18 protein-coding genes are annotated in these 17,613 nt (G+C 74.6%); 7 read left to right on the top strand and 11 right to left on the bottom strand.

Annotated features, from left to right (window positions below; translation table 11 throughout):
* Window positions 1–11 precede the first annotated feature (11 nt).
* The 9 genes from D4B81_RS07535 to D4B81_RS07575 all read right to left on the bottom strand — a co-directional run bounded on the left by D4B81_RS07535 (window position 12) and on the right by D4B81_RS07575 (window position 9,267).
* A complete protein-coding gene (locus tag D4B81_RS07535) occupies window positions 12–1,100 on the bottom strand; it encodes a CobD/CbiB family cobalamin biosynthesis protein (RefSeq protein ID WP_237565881.1) in 1,089 nt (362 codons plus the stop codon).
* Window positions 1,097–1,810: an adenosylcobinamide amidohydrolase gene (locus D4B81_RS07540; RefSeq protein ID WP_122261801.1), complete on the bottom strand. Its 714-nt coding sequence runs from the start codon at window positions 1,808–1,810 to the stop codon at window positions 1,097–1,099. The genes D4B81_RS07535 and D4B81_RS07540 overlap by 4 nt, the downstream gene beginning before the upstream one ends.
* Window positions 1,807–3,414, bottom strand: a complete 1,608-nt coding sequence (locus D4B81_RS07545) for a cobyric acid synthase (RefSeq protein WP_161965031.1) — start codon at window positions 3,412–3,414, stop codon at window positions 1,807–1,809. The genes D4B81_RS07540 and D4B81_RS07545 overlap by 4 nt, the downstream gene beginning before the upstream one ends.
* Window positions 3,398–3,973, bottom strand: a complete 576-nt coding sequence (cobO, locus tag D4B81_RS07550; RefSeq protein ID WP_122261803.1) for a cob(I)yrinic acid a,c-diamide adenosyltransferase — start codon at window positions 3,971–3,973, stop codon at window positions 3,398–3,400. The genes D4B81_RS07545 and cobO overlap by 17 nt, the downstream gene beginning before the upstream one ends.
* A complete protein-coding gene (locus D4B81_RS07555) occupies window positions 3,970–4,842 on the bottom strand; it encodes an ABC transporter ATP-binding protein (RefSeq protein WP_202613615.1) in 873 nt (290 codons plus the stop codon). Before D4B81_RS07555 ends, cobO begins: the two co-directional genes overlap by 4 nt.
* Window positions 4,839–5,933, bottom strand: a complete 1,095-nt coding sequence (locus tag D4B81_RS07560; RefSeq protein WP_122261804.1) for a FecCD family ABC transporter permease — start codon at window positions 5,931–5,933, stop codon at window positions 4,839–4,841. Before D4B81_RS07560 ends, D4B81_RS07555 begins: the two co-directional genes overlap by 4 nt.
* A gap of 43 nt (window positions 5,934–5,976) precedes the next feature.
* The gene (locus D4B81_RS07565) at window positions 5,977–6,993 is read right to left on the bottom strand and encodes an ABC transporter substrate-binding protein (protein ID WP_122261805.1); all 1,017 of its coding nucleotides are present in this window, start codon (window positions 6,991–6,993) and stop codon (window positions 5,977–5,979) included.
* A gap of 382 nt (window positions 6,994–7,375) precedes the next feature.
* Window positions 7,376–8,275 (bottom strand): aminotransferase class I/II-fold pyridoxal phosphate-dependent enzyme, encoded by a 900-nt coding sequence (locus tag D4B81_RS07570; protein WP_122261806.1) that lies wholly within the window; start codon window positions 8,273–8,275, stop codon window positions 7,376–7,378.
* Window positions 8,272–9,267, bottom strand: a complete 996-nt coding sequence (locus tag D4B81_RS07575) for a GTP pyrophosphokinase (RefSeq protein ID WP_122261807.1) — start codon at window positions 9,265–9,267, stop codon at window positions 8,272–8,274. Before D4B81_RS07575 ends, D4B81_RS07570 begins: the two co-directional genes overlap by 4 nt.
* Window positions 9,268–9,410: 143 nt before the next feature.
* Between D4B81_RS07575 and D4B81_RS07580 the strand changes: the two genes are divergently transcribed.
* The 4 genes from D4B81_RS07580 (at window position 9,411) to D4B81_RS07595 (ending at window position 13,271) form a co-directional block, all read left to right on the top strand.
* Entirely contained in the window at window positions 9,411–9,686 is a 276-nt protein-coding gene (locus D4B81_RS07580; protein ID WP_097189226.1) for an HU family DNA-binding protein, read from the top strand.
* A gap of 125 nt (window positions 9,687–9,811) precedes the next feature.
* Window positions 9,812–10,660: an SGNH/GDSL hydrolase family protein gene (locus tag D4B81_RS07585; protein ID WP_122261808.1), complete on the top strand. Its 849-nt coding sequence runs from the start codon at window positions 9,812–9,814 to the stop codon at window positions 10,658–10,660.
* A 21-nt stretch (window positions 10,661–10,681) separates the two neighbouring features.
* Window positions 10,682–11,527, top strand: a complete 846-nt coding sequence (locus tag D4B81_RS07590) for an SGNH/GDSL hydrolase family protein (protein ID WP_122261809.1) — start codon at window positions 10,682–10,684, stop codon at window positions 11,525–11,527.
* A gap of 4 nt (window positions 11,528–11,531) precedes the next feature.
* Complete coding sequence (locus tag D4B81_RS07595) at window positions 11,532–13,271, top strand: bifunctional 3'-5' exonuclease/DNA polymerase (RefSeq protein ID WP_122261810.1); 1,740 nt, start codon at window positions 11,532–11,534, stop codon at window positions 13,269–13,271.
* 42 nt (window positions 13,272–13,313) lie between these two features.
* On the opposite strand, the gene D4B81_RS07600 is transcribed toward D4B81_RS07595, so the two are convergent.
* Together D4B81_RS07600 and D4B81_RS07605 are read right to left on the bottom strand one after the other, a co-directional pair.
* Complete coding sequence (locus D4B81_RS07600) at window positions 13,314–14,522, bottom strand: AAA family ATPase (RefSeq protein WP_122261811.1); 1,209 nt, start codon at window positions 14,520–14,522, stop codon at window positions 13,314–13,316.
* A gap of 32 nt (window positions 14,523–14,554) precedes the next feature.
* On the bottom strand, window positions 14,555–15,088 hold the full coding sequence (locus D4B81_RS07605) for a peptidase (RefSeq protein WP_122261812.1): 534 nt from the start codon (window positions 15,086–15,088) through the stop codon (window positions 14,555–14,557).
* Window positions 15,089–15,265: 177 nt separating this feature from the next.
* Between D4B81_RS07605 and D4B81_RS07610 the strand changes: the two genes are divergently transcribed.
* The 3 genes from D4B81_RS07610 (at window position 15,266) to D4B81_RS07620 (ending at window position 17,579) form a co-directional block, all read left to right on the top strand.
* Window positions 15,266–15,661 (top strand): ankyrin repeat domain-containing protein, encoded by a 396-nt coding sequence (locus D4B81_RS07610; RefSeq protein ID WP_122261813.1) that lies wholly within the window; start codon window positions 15,266–15,268, stop codon window positions 15,659–15,661.
* A 74-nt stretch (window positions 15,662–15,735) separates the two neighbouring features.
* A complete protein-coding gene (locus D4B81_RS07615) occupies window positions 15,736–16,881 on the top strand; it encodes an LLM class flavin-dependent oxidoreductase (RefSeq protein WP_122261814.1) in 1,146 nt (381 codons plus the stop codon).
* Between the two features lie 35 nt (window positions 16,882–16,916).
* Window positions 16,917–17,579, top strand: coding sequence for a CE1759 family FMN reductase (locus D4B81_RS07620; protein ID WP_122261815.1), 663 nt, complete (start codon window positions 16,917–16,919; stop codon window positions 17,577–17,579).
* Window positions 17,580–17,613 lie beyond the last annotated feature (34 nt).

A 17,613-nucleotide genomic window follows, 5' to 3' on the forward strand; every position in this document is an offset into this window, starting at 1 on the left:
GGCCGGATGCATCACCCGGTAAGTGTGGCTTCGCGCCTGTGAGTTGGGCGGCTGACCCCGAGGGCGACGGCGCCGGCGACCAGGCTGAGCTCGACCCGGTCCACGAGCCGCCGCGCACGGGTGATCGTCGTCGCGTCAGGGCGTGGGCCCTCGCCGAGCCGCGGCCGGTCCTCGGTGATCTCGCCGTAGCGCAACGGCCCGCCCAGCTCCACCCCCAGCGCCGCCGCGACCGCGCTCTCGGCGACGCCCGCGTTGGGCGAGGGGTGGGCGGGGGCGTCCCGACGGACGACGCGGAGCACGTCGAGGACGCGGACCCGGCCGAGGACGCGCGCGACGTGGGCCACACGCGCTCTCCGAGCGGCACCCTGGTCCGACGGCAGCCTCGGCGCCAGGAGCGCGACGATCCCGGCCGTCACCCGTGCCGGCACCCACGCCATCGCGTCGTCCAGGCGCGCGGACGCCCAGCCGAACCGCGCGTAGCGGGTCGAGCGGTGCCCCACCATCGCGTCCATCGTGTTCACCGCCCGGTGGGCCAGCACCCCGGGCGCCCCCGCCACCACCGCCCAGAGCGCCGGGGCGACCACCGCGTCGACGGTGTTCTCGGCGAGCGACTCCACCACCGCGGCCGCCACCCCGCTCGCGTCCAGGCCGCTCGGGTCCCGCCCCACCAGCCACGGCAGCCGTTCACGCGCGCCCTCGAGGTCGCCGGCCCGCAGCAGCTCCTCGATGTCGCGCGAGGTATGCCGCAGCAGCCGCCCCGCGCAGGCCACGGCCACCGCGACGGCGACGGCCGGCGCCACGACTCCGTCGCCCCGCGCCGCACCGGCCGGACCCCGAGCCGCGCCGGTCACGCCCCGCACCAGACCGGCCGCCCCCCGCACGAGAACGTCCACCACCAGGCCGGATCCGACGCCCAGCCCGACCCCCACGACCGTGTACCCCGCCCCCGCGAGCCGCCGGTCGGCATACAGGAGGCCCTCGACGTGCCCCATCGCGGTGCCGAACCACGCCACCGGGTGCCAGGCCGCGGGCGGCTCGCCCAGCGCCCGGTCCAGGAGCAGCCCGGCGGCGACGCCGAGGGCACGGCCGCGCAGGCTCACCAGAGCCGGTCCGGGTCAGCGGCGACGCGCGGCCAGGGGTGGAGCTGCATGCCGGTCGCCACCGCCTGACGCACCGCCTCCGCCAGCCGGTGACCCCACGTGGAACGCACGCCCGCGAACGCCACCGGCTCCTCACCGAGCGCGGCGGAGTCGGGGCAGAGGACGACGAGGGCGTCGCTCGCGGTGCCGGTGCCCGGGACCCCGGCGTGCAGGAGCGCCTGAGCCTTCGCTTCGGTGACCGTCCCCACGGCCTGGACCAGCGCCGACGTGGTCAGCGGGACGGGCAGCGCCACGACGATGTTCACCGTCCCGGGCGCCGGTGGTCCGTCCGCGGTGGCGGCCCTGTCTCCCCGGACCGGGGAAGGCTCGGCGAGGCCGCCGGGGCGGGCGGCCCAGGTGGGCTTCGTCGGCGCCACCGTCGCCCACGCGCGGACGCCGTCGCTCTCGCCACCGGTCCAGGAGCGCACGTCCGCGGCGGTGAGCAGCGCCGTCACCGGTCCCCCGACCGGCGGCCCCACCCCGGCCAGGCGCTCGCCGACGTACGCCTCGAGGTCGGTGCGCAGGAAGTCCGCCCCGACGTCGAGGTTCACCACCCGCCGGGGCCACACCAGCCCTCCGCCGACGGCCGCGGAGCTGAGCGCCACCCAGCCCTCGGGCACGTCGAAGAGCAGCGCGCCGTCCAGCTCCACCATCCGCACGGACGCGGTCACCAGCCCGGCTCCCGGCCGACGGGCGTCGCCGTGCGCGCCAGCGCGAGCAGAGCAGGTATGTCGAGGCTCGCCCCGACCCAGTCCGCCAGGTGATCGAGATGGTGGTCCAGGGCGTCCGCCCACGGGACCGGTGACGGGGCGAAGGCCCGACCCCGGGCCGCTGCGATGTCAGCCATCATGGTGTGGCGCAACGTATCCGAGTCGAACAGGCCGTGCACCGAGGTTCCTCGCACCCGTCCATCGTCGCGCAGGCAGCCCTCGGGCCGGACGTCGCCCTCACCCTCGTCCACCTCGCACCACGGCACGCCGGAGCTGAGGCCGCCGGTCACGACCGGGCGGGTCCGGCCCCACCTGATCTCGTAGCCCCGCACCTCGGCACCGGCACCGGCCCCCGACCGGTCGGTCAGGGTGCCGCGCACCCGGCGGACCACCTTCGGCGCCTCGAACGTCGTCGCCACCGGGAGCAGCCCCAGCCCGGCCACGGTGCCGACGCCGGACTCCAGCTCGTCCGCGACGCTGACGCCGAGCATCTGGTAGCCGGCGCACAGGCCCAGCACCTGCGGGCCGTCGGGGTCGTCGACCAGCGCGGCGATCGCCCGGTCCAGGCCGCGGGTCCGCAGCCACCGCAGGTCCGCCACCGTCGCGCGGCTGCCCGGCAGGACCACCAGGTCCGCGTCCCCCACGTCGGCCGGCCCCGTCGCCCACCGGACGTCGACGTCCGGCTCCAGGACGAGCGGGTCGAGGTCGGAGGGGTTGGCGAGGTGGGGCAGGCGGACGACGCGGACGCGGACCGGCCGACCCGTCGGTGTGTCCGCGGGGGCGGGGGAGGGGAGGGTGGTGGACAGGTCCAGGGAGTCCTCCACGCCCAGCATCAGGTGGTCGCCCAGGTGCGGCAGCACGCCCAGGACCGGCACCCCGGTCCGCCGCTCCAGGTCGCGCAGGCCGGGCTCGAGCAGCGACACCTCACCCCGGAAGGAGTTGACGACGAAGCCGCGCAGGCACGCCCGCAGCCGCTCGGGAAGGAGCGCCCAGGTGCCGTACGCGGCGGCGAACGCCCCACCCCTCTCGATGTCGACGACGAGCACCGCCGGGATCCCGGCCGCGGCGGCGAGCGGGAGGTTGACCAGGTCGCGGTCCAGCAGGTTGATCTCCGCGGCCCCGCCAGCGCCCTCGAGCACCACGACCTCGTGCTCGGACCGCAGCCCCTGGAGCGCCCCCAGGACGAGCGGGCGCAACCGGGCCGCGCGCTCGCCATACCCCACCGCGTCGGCGACGCCGACCTCCTCGCCGAGCACCACGAGGTGGGAGCTGCGCGCCCCGGACGGCTTGAGCAGCACCGGGCCCATCCGCCGGTCGGTCTCGACCCCGGCCGCGAGCGCCTGCATCGCCTGCGCGCGGCCGATCTCGCCGTCGTCGGGCGTCACCGCGCCGTGGTTGGACATGTTCTGCGCCTTGAACGGCGCGACGTCCACCCCCCGGCGCGCGAACGCCCGGCAGAGCGCGCTGGTCAGCGTCGACTTGCCGGCGCCGCTCGCCGTCCCCACGACCATGAGCGCTCCCGCCGCGGCGGCGCCCGGACCGGGGCCCTCAGTAGTCGATGCCACGTCGCGCGCGGATCCCCTGCTCGAACGGGTGCTTGACCTTGACCATCTCGGTGACCGTGTCGGCGACGTCGACAACGGCCTGCGGCATCTCGCGCCCGGTCAGGAAGACCGAGACGTCCTCCGGCCGCTCGCGCAGCACCGAGGCAACCTCGTCGGGATCGATCCAGCCCCAGTTCATCGGGTAGGAGATCTCGTCCAGCATCACCATCCGGTGCTGCCCGGCCTCGATGAGCCGGCGGGAGAACGCCCAGGCGGCCACGGCCTTGCCCCGGCTCTCGTCGAGGTCGTCGGACTCCCAGGAGAAGCCGTCGCCGGCGCTGAACCACTCCACGCCCAGCTGCCGCAGCATGGCCTCCTCGCCGGTGCGCCACTTGCCGGACTTGAGGAACTGGACCACGGCCGTGGGCCAGTCGCGTGCGCGACTGCGCAGCAGGGTGCCGAAGGCGGCGGTGGACTTGCCCTTGCCGTGCCCGGTGTTCACCAGCACGAGCGAGGGTGCCGAGCGCAGCTCGCGCCGGTCGTAGGGCCGCTCGGTGCGGGGCTGGTCGTGGTCGCTCACGAGATCTCCTCCATGCGTCGGGACTCCAGGTCGATGGCGGTATGCCGTCCGCCCGTCGGTCGGGTCGGCCGAGGCGCGGGCACCACGACCAGGTGCCCGTCCAGCTCGACGACCCGGATCGGGTGGCCGTAGACGCGGGACAGGAGGTCAGGGTCGAGAACCTCCTCCGGGACGCCGAGGGCCTGCGGGCTGCCGTGCTCCAGGAGCAGGAGCCGGTCGGCATACCTGGCGGCCATCCCCAGGTCGTGCATGGCGGCGATCACCGTGAGCCCGTCCTGGTGGCGCAGCTCGTCGACCATCTCCAGGACCTCCACGGAGTGGCCGACGTCCAGGGCGCTGGTCGGCTCGTCGAGGAGAAGGACCGGGGCCTGCTGGGTCAACGCGCGGGCGATGACCACCCGTTGCGCCTCGCCGCCAGAGAGGCTGCGCACCTCCCGGTCGGCGAACGAGGCCAGCCCCAGCCGGCGCAGCACGCTGGCGACGATCTGGCGGTCCTGCGTCGACTCCGCCTGCAGCCAGCCCAGGTGGGCGGTCCGGCCCAGCAGGACGTACTCCACGACGGTCATCCCCGGCGGCAGCTCCGGGGCCTGGGGCATGAACGACAGGTCGGTCGGGGTGGGCACCAGCCCGTCACCGAGCTCCACGGTGCCCGTGCGCGGGACCAGGCCGAGCAGGCTGCGCAGGTAGGTCGACTTGCCCGAGCCGTTGGGTCCGATCAGGCCCAGCCACTCCCCGGCGCGCAGTTCCAGGTCGACGCCGCGGACGACCTCGTTGCCCTGGAAGGCGACCCGGACGTCGTGGGTGCGGAGGGCGTGCGTGGGACGCAGCGGGGTGGGGGCACCAGCCCCGACGGGTGGCTGAGGGGTCACGGGTTGGCCTTGCCTCTCCACAGCACGAAAGAGAAGAAAGGTGCGCCGATGAACGCGGTGATGACACCGACGGGCAGCTCGGCGGGGGCCACCAGGGTGCGGGCGCCGATGTCCACGAAGGCCAGGAAGGTGGCGCCGAGGACGGCCGACAGCGGCACGATGAGCCGGTAGGAGTGCCCGACGAGCAGCCGCACCACGTGCGGCGTCACCAGGCCGACGAACGCGATCAGCCCGCTGACCGAGACCGCGGCCGCGGTGATCAGCGTGGCGGCGGTCACCACGACCAGGCGGGAGCGGGCCGGCTTGAGCCCCAGCGAGCGGGCCTCGTCGTCACCGAGCCGCAGCACGTCCAGGTGCCGGGCGTGAAGCACCAGCACCGCACCGGCCAGCACGACGTACGGCACCAGCATCCCGACGGGTTGCCACCCGTGCGTGGCCAGCCGGCCGAACAGCCACGACAGCACCTCACGGGCGCGGGTCTCGTCCAGCCGAGTCAGGGCATAGGTCTGGGAGGCGGAGAAGAACGCGGCCATGGCGACACCGGCCAGCAGCAGCGTCGCCGGGTCGCGGAAGGAGGCGCGGGCCACCAGCACCGACCCGATCACCGCGAGGACCGCGCCGAGGAACGCCGCCATCGGCAGCGCGTCGATCGGACCCCAGGACAGGTCGAGACCGAACCCCAGGGCCAGGACCGCGCCGAGCCCGGCTCCGGCCGAGACGCCGAGCAGGTAGGGGTCGGCGAGCGGGTTGCGGAAGACCCCCTGGTAGCCCGCGCCGGCGACGGCCAGGCTGCCGCCGACCAGCGCGGCCAGCATGGTGCGCGGCAGACGGATCTGCCACAGCACCTGCTCCTGCTGCGTCGTCAGCGTCTGCTCGACGTCCAGCCCGGGCACCGCCCCGACGAGCGAGCGGACCACCCCCTCCACGGGAAGCCCGGCCGCCCCCTGGCTCGCCGAGGCGAGGATGGCCAGCACGAGCAGCGCCACGCAACCGAGCAGCGCGGCCACGGGCCGGCGGAAGGCGCGCGCGACGGACGCCTCAAGGGCGTCCGGCGCGCGCTGCGCCTCCGGGGTGGGGGTCCTCGACCTCATGGTGTGCGGTATGCGGTCCGCCGGGGCCGGCAGCCGGGCCCGGTCAGCGGCCGGCCGGCACGGACACCGAGTTCATCGCCTCGGCGACGGTCTCCACCAGCTGGGGCAGGCGGGGGCCCCAGCGGGAGGCGATGTCGGCGTCGACCACCACGATGTTGCCGTTCTTGACGGCCGAGATCTCCGACCAGCCGGGACGGTTCGCGACGTCCTCGGCGGTGTAGGTCACCTGGTCGGTGATGACGATGAGCTCCGGGTCGGCCTCGACGATGGCCTCCTCGGTCAGCTGGGGGTAGCCGGTGCCGTCCGCATCCGCCTCGTCGGCGATGTTCACCGCACCCATCTGCTCGTAGACCGAGCCGATGAAGCTGTTGCTGCTCGCGGAGAAGAAGGTGTCGTCCAGCTCGTGGTAGACCCGGATCTCCTGGTCCTCCGGCGCGGCGGCGAAGGCCTCCTCCATCTCGGTGCGCATCTGCTCCACGACCCTGGCGGCACCGTCGATCTGGCCGGTGGCCATGCCGAGCGCGGCGACGGCGTCGTAGCCGCCCTCGATGTCGGCGGGGGCCGAGTTGGCCATGACCGGGATGTCCAGGGCCTCGAGCGAGGCGACCAGGTCGTTGGAGTCGTTGGCGATGATTACCAGGTCGGGGTCGTAGCCGACGATCGCCTCGACGTTGGGGTCGAAGCCCGAGAGGTCGGTGGTCGGGGCCTCCGCGGGGTAGGTCGAGAACTGGTCGGCGGCGATCACCTGGTCGCCGGCACCGATGGCGAAGAGGATCTCGGTGGCCGACGGCGAGAGCGAGACGATCCGCTCCGGGCGGGCCTGGATCGTGACCTCGCCGCTGTCGGAGTCCACGGTGACGGGGAAGCCAGCCTCGGCGGTGCCGCCGGAGGTGGCTCCGGCGCTGTCGGCGGCGCTGACCTCGGCGGTGTCGTCGGTGGTGTCGTCGGGCGTCCCCGCGGTCGGGGAGGCGGACCCGCTCTCCTCGACGCTGCAGGCGGTGAGGCCGAGCGTGAGCGCGGCCGTGAGCACGACGACGAGGCGGGGGGAGGAAGGGTGCATGCGGTTCTCCTGTCGGTCGAGGTGGGAGCGCTCGAGCGACGGACGCGTGCGACGGTCAGCCGTCCGAACCGGCCCTGGGTCCTCGCGGGCGAGTGGTTGCGGATCATCGGACAGTTCGACCGGACTCGGCGACCTCGGTCCGCGTCCTCCGACCAGTTGGTCGGGGCCACGTGACCGGGCAGCTCCACCGTTGCGGGACAGTGCCGGTTTTCCACCGGACTTCGTCTGCACGACCTGGCTAGGGTATACCCCCCGGGCCGGCCCCTCGCCCGCGTTCCGTCCCGCCCGTCCTCCGGTCGAGGATGCCTGTGCGCGGCTGTCGTGCCACGACGATCGCCCCGACGACCGATGGGACACGACAGCGGGGCACAGGGATGGGGGCTCAGCCGTCAGCGTCCATCCGGGTCAGCGCTGTCGCAAGCCGGTGCAGACCCGCCTCGTCCGGCACCGCGACGCGGGCGACCCCGGGGAGCCCGAAGCTGGCGCAGTCGCGCACGAGGACGCCGTGCGGGGCGAGGCGCTCGCGCAGCCCCGGCTCGTGCACCAGCACCCACGGGGCGTCGGCCGCCTCGGTGCGCAGGCCCCGGTCCTCGAGCAGCGTGACCAGGTGCACCCGCAGGCGTGCCACCTCCGAGGACCACCGGGGCAGGTCCGCCCCCCGCAGCAGGTCGGGGAGCACCGCGAGCGCCAGGGTGGACACCGACCAGTGCGGCTGGACGCCCGCGCACCGCCGGACGACGTCCGGCGCCGCCAGGACGTACCCGAGCCGCAGCCCGGGGCAGGCGAAGGTCTTGGTGAGCGACCCCACGACCACGACGTCCTCGCGGCCGGCGCTCCAGCGGCCGGTCGCGAGGGCGTGGAAGGCCTCGTCCCACACGTCTGCGACCTCGCCGCGGCCCGCGAGCCGCCCGGTGGGGGAGTGCGGGTCGCTGCGCCACACCGGGCCGGAGCTCCCGCGCGGGTGCAGCCCGAACTCCGGCTCGCTGCGCACGCGGCCGCCGAGCACCCGCGCGACCAGGTGGATCGCCTCGCTGCCGCCGTTGGTGAGCAGCACCCGGTCGGCGTCGACGCCGAGGGTCGTGGCCAGGAGCGCGGTCGCCTCGCGGGCGTCGGGGTAGCGGCCGAGCGCGTCGAGGTGCCGGCCGACGAGCGGGCCGACGTCGGGGGCGACGGGATTCATGTTCTGCGAGAGGTCGAGCAGGTCGGCCGGGTCGAGGCCGAGCGAGCGCGCGACCGCGACGCCGTCACCGCCGTGGGTGCCGGCCGGTGGGACGGCCCTCACCCCTGTGCCCGCCCGAGGCGACCCAGGAGCGCGTCGCGCCGGCGCGCGTTGCCCGGCAGGTCGACATACCGCTGACCGGCGCTCGCCAGCAGGTCGTCGTCGAGGCGCCGCACGGCGCCGGGCGGGTACTTGTAGCCCATCGCGGCCGTCACCGCGGCGCTGTCGACGTGGACCAGCAGTGCGCTCAGCTCCTCGAGGGAGCCGATCCCCAGCTGGAGCAGCAGCTCGGCGATCCACTCGTAGTGCTCCGTCCGCGACCAGCCGGCGGAGGCGTAGCGGCCGGCGAGGAAGGTGGCCAGCTCCTGCGGGCTGATCCGCGGGTCGGCGTCGTCGTGGGTCACCGCCCCGCGGGACAGGCCCGCCTGCAAACGGTCGCGGATGGCCGTGAACTCGGAGTCGGCCAGCTCGAGGAGGCCGGCGGCCAGGGTGAAGCGGCGGTCCATGTCCGGCACCTGCTCCGGCGGGATGGTGCCCTTGTAGCGGATGTCGTGCTCGAACTCGGCCCAGGCGTGCTGCAGCACCGTCCTCAGCTGCACGGACACGCAGCGCGTCGCCTCGTAGGGCGGGAGCGCGCCGTCCGGCCCGACCGGGTCGGCGGAGAGGAGCAGGTGGCGGCTGGCGTAGCCCCACCGTCCCGCGCTGGCCGTCTCCTCGCCGAGGTCGCGGTCCTCGAGCACGGTGTAGTTCTCGTGCAGGAGGTCGGCCACCGCCCGCACGTCCTCGCGGACGTAGGTGATGATCCGGGCCCCGACGAGGTCGGTGATCTGCCGCAGCGGGTCGATCGCCGCCCCCTGCGCCGCGGCCACGGCGCGCTGGGTCTTCGCGGCGAAGGAGGTCACGCTCTTGGTCCGGCCGGAGACGGTGAGGTAGTTGATGCCGGCGTCGTCGATGAGGGAGGTCAGGGTGGTCACCGCGTCCTGCGTCACCTGCTCGAGGGTGGGCTGGAGGGCGGTGTATGCCGTGACCGCTCGGTCGACCTCGGGATGGCCCATGAGGTGGACGATAGGGCACCCGTGGGGGGTGCAGAGGCCGGATTCCGCAGAACGGCGCGAGATTTCGGGCGCGTCGGTTCGCTATTCGGGGGCCCGTGTGCCTACCGTGGGGCGACCATTCAGTCGATGAAAGGGCTGTACCCATGAGCAAGAAGGTCATTGTCGAGGCAGTCGCACGCGAGGCCGGCATGACGCAGGCCGCTGCCGACAAGGTCGTCAGCGCCGTCCTGGACGCGATCGGTTCCGAGCTGGCCAAGGGCGAGAAGGTCTCGTTCCCCGGCTTCGGCACGTTCGAGGTCCGTGAGCGCGCCGCCCGCACCGGTCGCAACCCGCAGACCGGCGCGGAGATCCAGATCGCCGCGAGCAAGGCCCCGGCCTTCAAGGCGGGCTCCAAGCTGAAGGAGCGCGTCTCCAGCTGACGCCGCCGGACACACCCCGACCGCCCCGCCCGTCCTCGTGACGGGCGGGGCGGTCGTCGCTGTCAGCCCCCCCGTCCTATGCTCGAGGGCGAGGCGGTGCGGCGGTGCGACGCGGGAGGACGGGGATGATTGGGCAGGGAGCAGGGGACGGCAAGGTCTGGGAGCGGTTCGTCGCGCTGGGGGACTCCTTCACGGAGGGTCTGAGCGACCCGCACCCGGACGAGGAGGACCGCTACGTCGGCTGGGCGGACCGCGTCGCCGCCACGCTCGCCATGCACAACAGCGTGCGCGGACGGCCGTTCGCCTACGCCAACCTCGCGATCCGGGGACGCCTGATCGACGACGTCGTCGTGGAGCAGCTCGGGCCGGCGCTGGAGATGGCGCCCGACCTGGTCTCCATCTGCGCGGGCGGCAACGATCTCCTGCAGTCGCGGACCTCGGTGGCTCACGTCGTCGAGCGTGTGGAGGACATGGTCGTGCGGATCCGCGCGACGGGAGCCGACGTGCTGCTGGTCACGGCGCCCGACGTGTCCTGGGTGTCGATGGTCAGCCGGGTGCACCCCCGCCTGGTCGAGTACACCGCCCACGCCTGGGCCCTGGCGCAGCGGACCGGCTGCCTCGTGGTCGACATCTTCACCCTGCCGTCGCTGCGCGACCCCCGGATGTACCACCCCGACCGCATCCATCTCAGCAGCGAGGGCCACGCACGCGTCGCCGCCCAGGCGCTGTGGACCCTCGGCCTGACCCCGACCGGTCCCGGCGACTGGCGGGAGCCGCTGGGGGCCCTGCCGGCGCTCTCCCGCCGGGAGGCGCTGCTGGCCGACCGCGCGTGGGCCGTCGATCACCTGCGGCCCTGGCTGCGGCGGCACCGGGGCGGGCACGGGGGAGGGGAGGGCCGCACGGCCAAGCGGCCGGAGCTGCTCCCCTGGGACCACGAGTACGACCATGAGCGGTACGAGGACAGCGGGCGCTGAGCACGCGCCTACTCTGGTCGGGTGCCTGTCCGCCCCGCCCCCGCCCGCCCCCGCCAGTGGGAGCGCTTCGTCGCTGTCGGAGACTCGTTCACCGAGGGGATGGTCGACGAGGACCCGCGCCGGGAGGGGGAGTACGTCGGCTGGGCAGACCGGGTCGCGGCCGCGCTGGCGGCGCGCAACGAGGCGGAGGGTGCCCCGTTCGGCTACGCCAACCTGGCGATCCGCGGCCGTCTGATCGACGCCGTCCTCGACGAGCAGCTGGACGCCGCGCTCGCGCTGAGGCCCGACCTCGTCAGCCTCTCCGCGGGCGGGAACGACGTGCTGCGGCCCCGCGTCTCGATGCTGGGGGTGATGGGCCGGCTCGAGGCGGCCGTCGAGCAGATCCGGGCGACCGGCGCTGACGTGCTCCTGTTCACGGCGCCCGACGTGTCCTGGGTGTCGATGGTCAACCGGGTGCACCCGCGGATGGTCGAGTACACCGCCGAGCTGTGGGGGGTCGGCCAGCGCACCGGGGCGTTCGTCGTGGACGTCTACACGATGCGGTCCCTGCGGGACCCGCGCATGTGGGGCGAGGACCGGATCCACTTCAGCTCCGAGGGTCACGCCCGCATCGCGGCGCAGGTGCTGTGGACGCTGGGCCTGCCCTTCGAGGTCCGCGACTGGGTGGAGCCGCTGGAGGAGGTGGCTCCGCTGAGCCGCTTCGGGTCGATGCAGGCCGACCGGGAATGGGTCGCCTCGCACCTGCGGCCGTGGATCCGCAGGCGGCTGCGCGGTGAGAGCTCGGGTGACCAGCGGTTCGCGAAGCGGCCGGAGATCGGACCGGTGGTGCGGGAGCCGCAGGCCCCGATCCCTCCGGCCGACGACTAGCTGCATGGTGTCCACGACGGATCTGGTGGTGGCCAGCGGGGCAGCGGCGGCGGAGGTGGTCCAGGTCGTCGACGGCCGTCCCGGCCAGAGGACCCGGGTCCCGGCCGACGACCTGCCCCGCTGGGTGGGGGAGCGCGAGGCGCCGCGGGCCACCTCCCCCGTGCGCTGGGTGTGGGCCGACTCCGGCGACGTCTACGCCGGGCTGCTGGGACGGGGTGTGCGGGTGCGGCGCGCCGTGGACCTGCGGCTCACCCGTGCCGTCCTGCGCCGTGCGGCCGCGGTGGCCGACACCCCGTACGCCCGGTCGCCGGCCACGCCGTGGGACGACAGCCCGGCGGCCGACCTGACCCACCCCCGGCCGGGGACCACCCCCGACGACGCGGCACCCATGCTCGACGCCACCCTCTTCGCCCCACCCGGGGGTTCGAGTCCCACCGCCCCGGACGTCGACGCCTGCGTCGCCGAGCACCTGGCCCAGCTGGGGTGCCTGGACCGGGCCCAGGACGGCGGCCGCCTCGCCCTCCTCTGCCACGCCGAGTCGGTCGGCGGGCTCATCGCGCAGGAGCTCAACCAGGTCGGCGTGCCCTTCAGCGTGGAGACCCACGACCGTCTGCTCGCCGGGCTGCTGGGCGAACGGCCGTCGGGCGGCGCGCGTCCCGCGGTGCTCGCCGCCCTCTGCGAGGAGGTCCGCGCAGCGCTCGACGCCCCGGCCCTCAACCCGGACTCGCACCCCGACCTCGTCACCTCCCTGCGCCGCGTCGGCCTCGACGTGCGGAGCACCCGGCAGTGGGAGCTGCAGAAGCTGGACCACCCGGCGATACCGCCCCTGCTGGCCTACCGCAAGCTCAGCCGGCTGCACAGCGCCAACGGGTGGGCCTGGATGGACGCCTGGGTGCGCGACGGGCGCTTCCGCCCGGACTGGGTGGCCGGGGCGGTGGTCACCGGACGGTGGGCCAGCCGCGGCGGCGGGGCGCTCCAGCTGCCCAAGCAGGTCCGCGGCTCCGTCCGGGCCGACCCGGGCTGGCGGCTCGTGGTCGCCGACGCCGCCCAGCTCGAGCCCCGCGTGCTCGCCGCGATGTCCGGCGACGACCGGATGGCGGCCGCGGCGAGCCGGGGCGACCTCTACTCCGCCCTCGTGGAGCAGGGCGTCGTCGAGACCCGGCAGCACGCGAAGGTGGCGATGCTCGGCGCGATGTACGGGGCGACGTCCGGTGAGGCCGGGGCCCTGATGCCACGGCTGCAGCGGGCCTACCCGAGGGCGATCGAGCTCGTCGAGTCCGCCGCCCGGGCGGGGGAACGGGGGCAGCGGGTGAGCACCTGGCTCGGGCGGACCTCTCCGGAACCGGCCTCCTGGTGGCGTGCGGCGCAGTCCGCGGCCCAGGAACCGGGCGCCGGCCGGTCGGTCGAGCACCAGGCCCGCCAGGCCGCCCGCGACTGGGGTCGCTTCACCCGCAACTTCGTCGTCCAGGGCACCGCGGCGGAGTGGGCGCTGTGCTGGATGGGCCACCTGCGGCGGCTCCTCGAGGACCGCTTCGGCGGTACTCCGGGCGGAGGCTCACGGCCCGAGCTCGTCTACTTCCTCCACGACGAGGTCATGGTGCACACCCCGCAGGAGTATGCCCTGGACGTCGCCGAGCTGGTCCGGGAGGCCGGCCGGGCGGCGGGCGAGCTCCTCTTCGGCGCCTTCCCGGTGCAGTTCCCGCTGGACGTCGTCGTGGTGCGCTCCTACGACAAGGCCACCTGACGACCGACGGGTCCGCAGGGACCACCCGACGGGTCGGCACGGTCAGCGCCTGCCCCACTCCCACGCGGGAGCCGTGAGCATCCCCTGACCCGCCACGACGGTCTCGCCGAGGTCCTTCGTCAGCTCCACGAGCCGCAGCTCGGGCCGGACCCCACCGTCCTCCGCGGCGTCGCGCGCCTGCCCGACGCTCGTGCCCAGCGCCTCCGCCAGCGCGTCCACGAGGGGCTGGGAGTGGGTGACCACCACGACCTGGGTCCGTCGGGCGGCTCCGGCGACCAGCCTGGCGAGGGGCGCGACCAGCGACGGGTGCAGGCTGGTCTCGGGCTCGTTGAGCGCCATCAGCCGGGGCGGCACGGGGGTGAGCAGCACGGCGAGCCACAGCAGGTAGCGCAGCGTCCCGTCGGAGAGCTCGGCGGCCCGGAGCGGGCGCAGCATCCCCGGCTGGTGGAGCCGGACGTCGAAGAGCCCGTCGGACACCGCGACCTCCAGCCGGGCGCCGTCGAAGGCGTCGGCGACCGCCTCGTCCAGCGCCGACCGGGAGTCCTCGCGGATGGTCTGCAGCGCAGCAGCCAGGTCGGACCCGTCGTCCGAGAGGGCCCACACGCGGGTGCCGACCTGCGGGCGCCGCGCCGGGCTCGCCGCGTCGACCCGGAACCCGTCGTAGAACCGCCAGGAGCGCAGCGCGTCGCGGACCGCCCACAGCTCGGGCGCGGCCAGCGGGTCGACCACCTCTGCCAGCATGCTCGCCCAGGTCGGCACGCTCAGCGGCGCCTTCTGCCACGCCCCGTCGTCGTCGCGCAGCTCGACGCTGTGGTGGCGGCGCCGGGCCACCAGCGTCGAGGGACGCATCACCGGCCCCGACCACACCGCCTCGCGCTTCACCTCGGGGTCGCGGTCGAACGCCGACCCGTGCTGCACCGGGATCCCGAGGTCGACGAGGTAGGACAGCTCGTCGCCACCGACCCCGAGCAGCAGGCTGACCGGCCCGGTGCGGACGGTGCCCTCCACGGCATACCCGCGTCTGGCGCCGCCGAGGGTGGCCGGTCCGGCCCACAGGGCGGACTCGAGCCCGCCCTCCCGGGCGAGCGACCCGACGACCCGGCCCGCGCCGCAGTCCGCGAGCAGACGCAGGGCGCGGTAGACGCTCGACTTGCCGGTGCCGTTGGCACCGGTGACGACGGTCAGCCGGCCCAGCGGCAGACGGACGTCACGCAGGGAGCGGTAGCCGCTGATCGCCAGGGTGGAGTACACGGGAGCCACCGTAGGCGGGGCGACCGACAGTCTCAGGCGACGAGGAGGAGGGCCAGGGCCGCGGTGTCCGCGTCGCAGAGCGGGTCGACCATCGCCTTGCTGGCCAGCCGGGTCACGTGACCCTGCGCGTCGGCCTCCACCCAGGCCGCCCGGTGGTCCAGGCCCAGCTCGGGAAGCCCGGGGAGCAGGATGCACCCGGAGGCGGAGCGGTACTCGGGCACCGAGGCCACGGTGCTGTCCGGCGGGTGGAGGACGGCCAGACCGGCAGGGGTGCGGTCCGCGAAACGGCCGGGGGACAGGTGCTGCTCGCCGACGAGCAGACCCTCCGCGACGACGATGCCCACGGCTCCCGGGAGCTGCGTCCCCGGCAGGTCCTCGGCGACCCGGAAGACGGTGCTCCCCCGCGGGAGCATGCCGGGCACCGCGGCGACCTGCACGGCCAGGAGCAGGACCTGGGCCCACTCCAGGGTGTCCTCGGGCCAGCGCCCGATCAGCACGAAGCCGGCGAGCTCGCCGCCGCGGTGCAGCGGCGCGACCTCGACCGGCGGTCCTCCCCGGTCCGGCATCGGTGACCTCCTCGACCTCGTCGTCGCACGTGAGCTGGTGGTCCTTCCCAGGGTGCCACGGCCCGGCCGGGTCCGGGTGGCGCCCGCGTCAGGTGTTGCGGATTCGTGACGTGGGCCGCGGGCCGGCGGGGCTGCCACTAGGCTCGGGACGACCCGTTGCCACGACGAGGAGCCCCCATGTCCGAGCCGCCCCTCGACCCCGAGACCGTCGACCTGGCGCACGCCCTCTTCGACATGGCGCGGCAGGGCCGCACCGCGCAGCTCGCCGCCTACGTCGACGCAGGGGCCCCGGTGGACCTCGCCGACCCGGCGGGCAACACGCTCCTCATGCTCGCGGCCTACCACGGGCACGCCGACCTCGTGCACGAGCTGGCGAGGCGCGGCGCCGACGTGGACCGGCTCAACGACCGTCACCAGTCGCCCCTCGCCGGCGCGGTCTTCAAGGCGGAGCCGGACGTGGTCGCGGCGCTGCTCGGGCTCGGCGCCGACCCGGACGCCGGCACGCCGACCGCCCGGGACACGGCCCAGCTCTTCGGGCGCCCCGACCTGCTGACGCCACCGGACCCCGCCTGAGCCGGACGTGGAATAGGCGAGCCGCCCGTCCTGTTGACTAGGTGATCCGTCAACTACCACCAGGAGTGAGCCCCATGCAGTTCGGTGTCTTCAGCGTCGGCGACGTCACCATGGACCCGACCACCGGCCGGACCCCCAGCGAGGGGGAGCGCATCGAGGCGATGACGCGCATCGCGCTCAAGGCCGAGGAGGTCGGGCTGGACGTCTTCGCGACCGGTGAGCACCACAACCCGCCGTTCGTGCCCAGCGCCCCGACCACGCACCTGGCCTACATCGCCGCCCGGACGCAGAAGCTGCTCCTCTCGACGTCGACGACCCTCATCACCACCACCGACCCGGTCCGGATCGCGGAGGACTACGCCTTCCTCCAGCACCTCTCGCAGGGCCGCGTCGACCTGATGATGGGTCGCGGCAACACCGGCCCGGTCTACCCGTGGTTCGGCAAGGACATCCGCCAGGGTGTGCCGCTGGCCATCGAGAACTACCACCTGCTGCGCCGCCTGTGGCGCGAGGAGGTCGTCGACTGGCAGGGCAGGTTCCGCACTCCGCTGCAGGGCTTCACCTCCACGCCGCGGCCCCTCGACGGCACCCCGCCCTTCGTCTGGCACGGCTCCATCCGCTCCACGGAGATCGCGGAGCAGGCCGCCTACTACGGCGACGGCTTCTTCCACAACAACATCTTCTGGAACATGGAGCACACCGCCCAGATGGTCGCGCTCTACCGGCGGCGGTTCGAGCACTACCGCCACGGCGCGGCCGACCAGGCGATCGTGGGCCTCGGCGGCCAGGTCTTCATGGCCCCGACCGAGGCCGAGGCCAAGCGCGCCTTCCGTCCCTACTTCGACAACGCGCCCGTCTACGGCCACGGCCCCAGCCTCGAGGAGTTCACCCGCGCCACCCCGCTCACCGTCGGGACGCCCGAGATGGTGATCGAGCGCACCCTCGGCTTCGCCGACGCGGTCGGCGACTACCAGCGCCAGCTGTTCCTCATCGACCACGCCGGCCTGCCCGTCGAGACGGTCCTGGAGCAGATGGAGATCCTCGGCACCGAGGTCGTCCCCGTGCTGCGGGCCGAGTTCGAGCGCCGCCGCCCGGCGCACGTGCCCAGCGACCCGCCCACGCACGGCTCCCTCGTCGCCGCGGGGCCGGACGCGCCCCACCACCTCGTCACCCCGGCGCAGTCCGCCTCCGAGCGGGCCGCGGCGCGGGTCGGCGCCTGACCCGGCCGCGCGCCATACCTCCGAGGAGCTCACGTATGTCCCGTCGCATCGTCGTCCTGACCGCAGGCCTCTCCCAGCCCTCGTCGACCCGCCTGCTCGCCGACCAGCTCGCCGACGCGGTGACCACCCAGGTCAGCGCCCGGGGGGAGTCGCTCGAGGTCGACGTGATCGAGCTCCGTGAGCTCGCCTCCGACCTCGCCACCACGATGACCACGGGGGGTATGCCGACGCCCGCCGTCCGGCGCGCCCTCGACCTGGTCTCCGCGGCCGACGGTCTCGTCGCGGTGACGCCGGTCTTCGCGGCGAGCTACTCCGGACTGTTCAAGATGTTCGTGGACGTCCTCGACCCCGACGCGCTCACCGGGATGCCGGTGGTGATCGCGGCGACCGCCGGGACCGCCCGCCACCAGCTGGTGCTCGACCACGCCCTGCGCCCGCTCTTCAGCTACCTGCGCGCGGTCGTCCTGCCCACCGGAGTCTTCGCCGCCACCGAGGACTTCGGCGGCGGGCAGTCGGTCGAGCTCTCGAGCCGGGTCGCCCGGGCCGCGGCAGAGCTGGCCGCCCAGGTGGTGGCGGAGACGGGCGCTGTCGGGGGGTTCGTCCAGGACGTCGCGCCGGCTCGGCGGCGTCGCTCGGGGACGGACCTCGACACCGACGTGACCGACTTCGAGACCCTCCTGGCGGACCTCGGCCAGTGAGGACCCCTCGTCCCCAGGACCGTCGCGGCAGACT

It is taken from the genome of Ornithinimicrobium cerasi (genome assembly GCF_003702705.1).
Lineage (GTDB): Bacteria > Actinomycetota > Actinomycetes > Actinomycetales > Dermatophilaceae > Ornithinicoccus > Ornithinicoccus cerasi.

Coding starts and splice junctions, on each gene's coding strand:
- D4B81_RS07580 (WP_097189226.1), top strand. CDS start 9,411: ATGAGCAAGAAGGTCATTGTCGAGGCAGTCGCACGCGAGGCCGGCATG.
- D4B81_RS07575 (WP_122261807.1), bottom strand. CDS start 9,267: ATGGGCCATCCCGAGGTCGACCGAGCGGTCACGGCATACACCGCCCTC.
- D4B81_RS07605 (WP_122261812.1), bottom strand. CDS start 15,088: ATGCCGGACCGGGGAGGACCGCCGGTCGAGGTCGCGCCGCTGCACCGC.
- D4B81_RS07565 (WP_122261805.1), bottom strand. CDS start 6,993: ATGCACCCTTCCTCCCCCCGCCTCGTCGTCGTGCTCACGGCCGCGCTC.
- D4B81_RS07585 (WP_122261808.1), top strand. CDS start 9,812: ATGATTGGGCAGGGAGCAGGGGACGGCAAGGTCTGGGAGCGGTTCGTC.
- D4B81_RS07610 (WP_122261813.1), top strand. CDS start 15,266: ATGTCCGAGCCGCCCCTCGACCCCGAGACCGTCGACCTGGCGCACGCC.
- D4B81_RS07560 (WP_122261804.1), bottom strand. CDS start 5,933: ATGAGGTCGAGGACCCCCACCCCGGAGGCGCAGCGCGCGCCGGACGCC.
- D4B81_RS07615 (WP_122261814.1), top strand. CDS start 15,736: ATGCAGTTCGGTGTCTTCAGCGTCGGCGACGTCACCATGGACCCGACC.
- D4B81_RS07620 (WP_122261815.1), top strand. CDS start 16,917: ATGTCCCGTCGCATCGTCGTCCTGACCGCAGGCCTCTCCCAGCCCTCG.
- D4B81_RS07595 (WP_122261810.1), top strand. CDS start 11,532: ATGGTGTCCACGACGGATCTGGTGGTGGCCAGCGGGGCAGCGGCGGCG.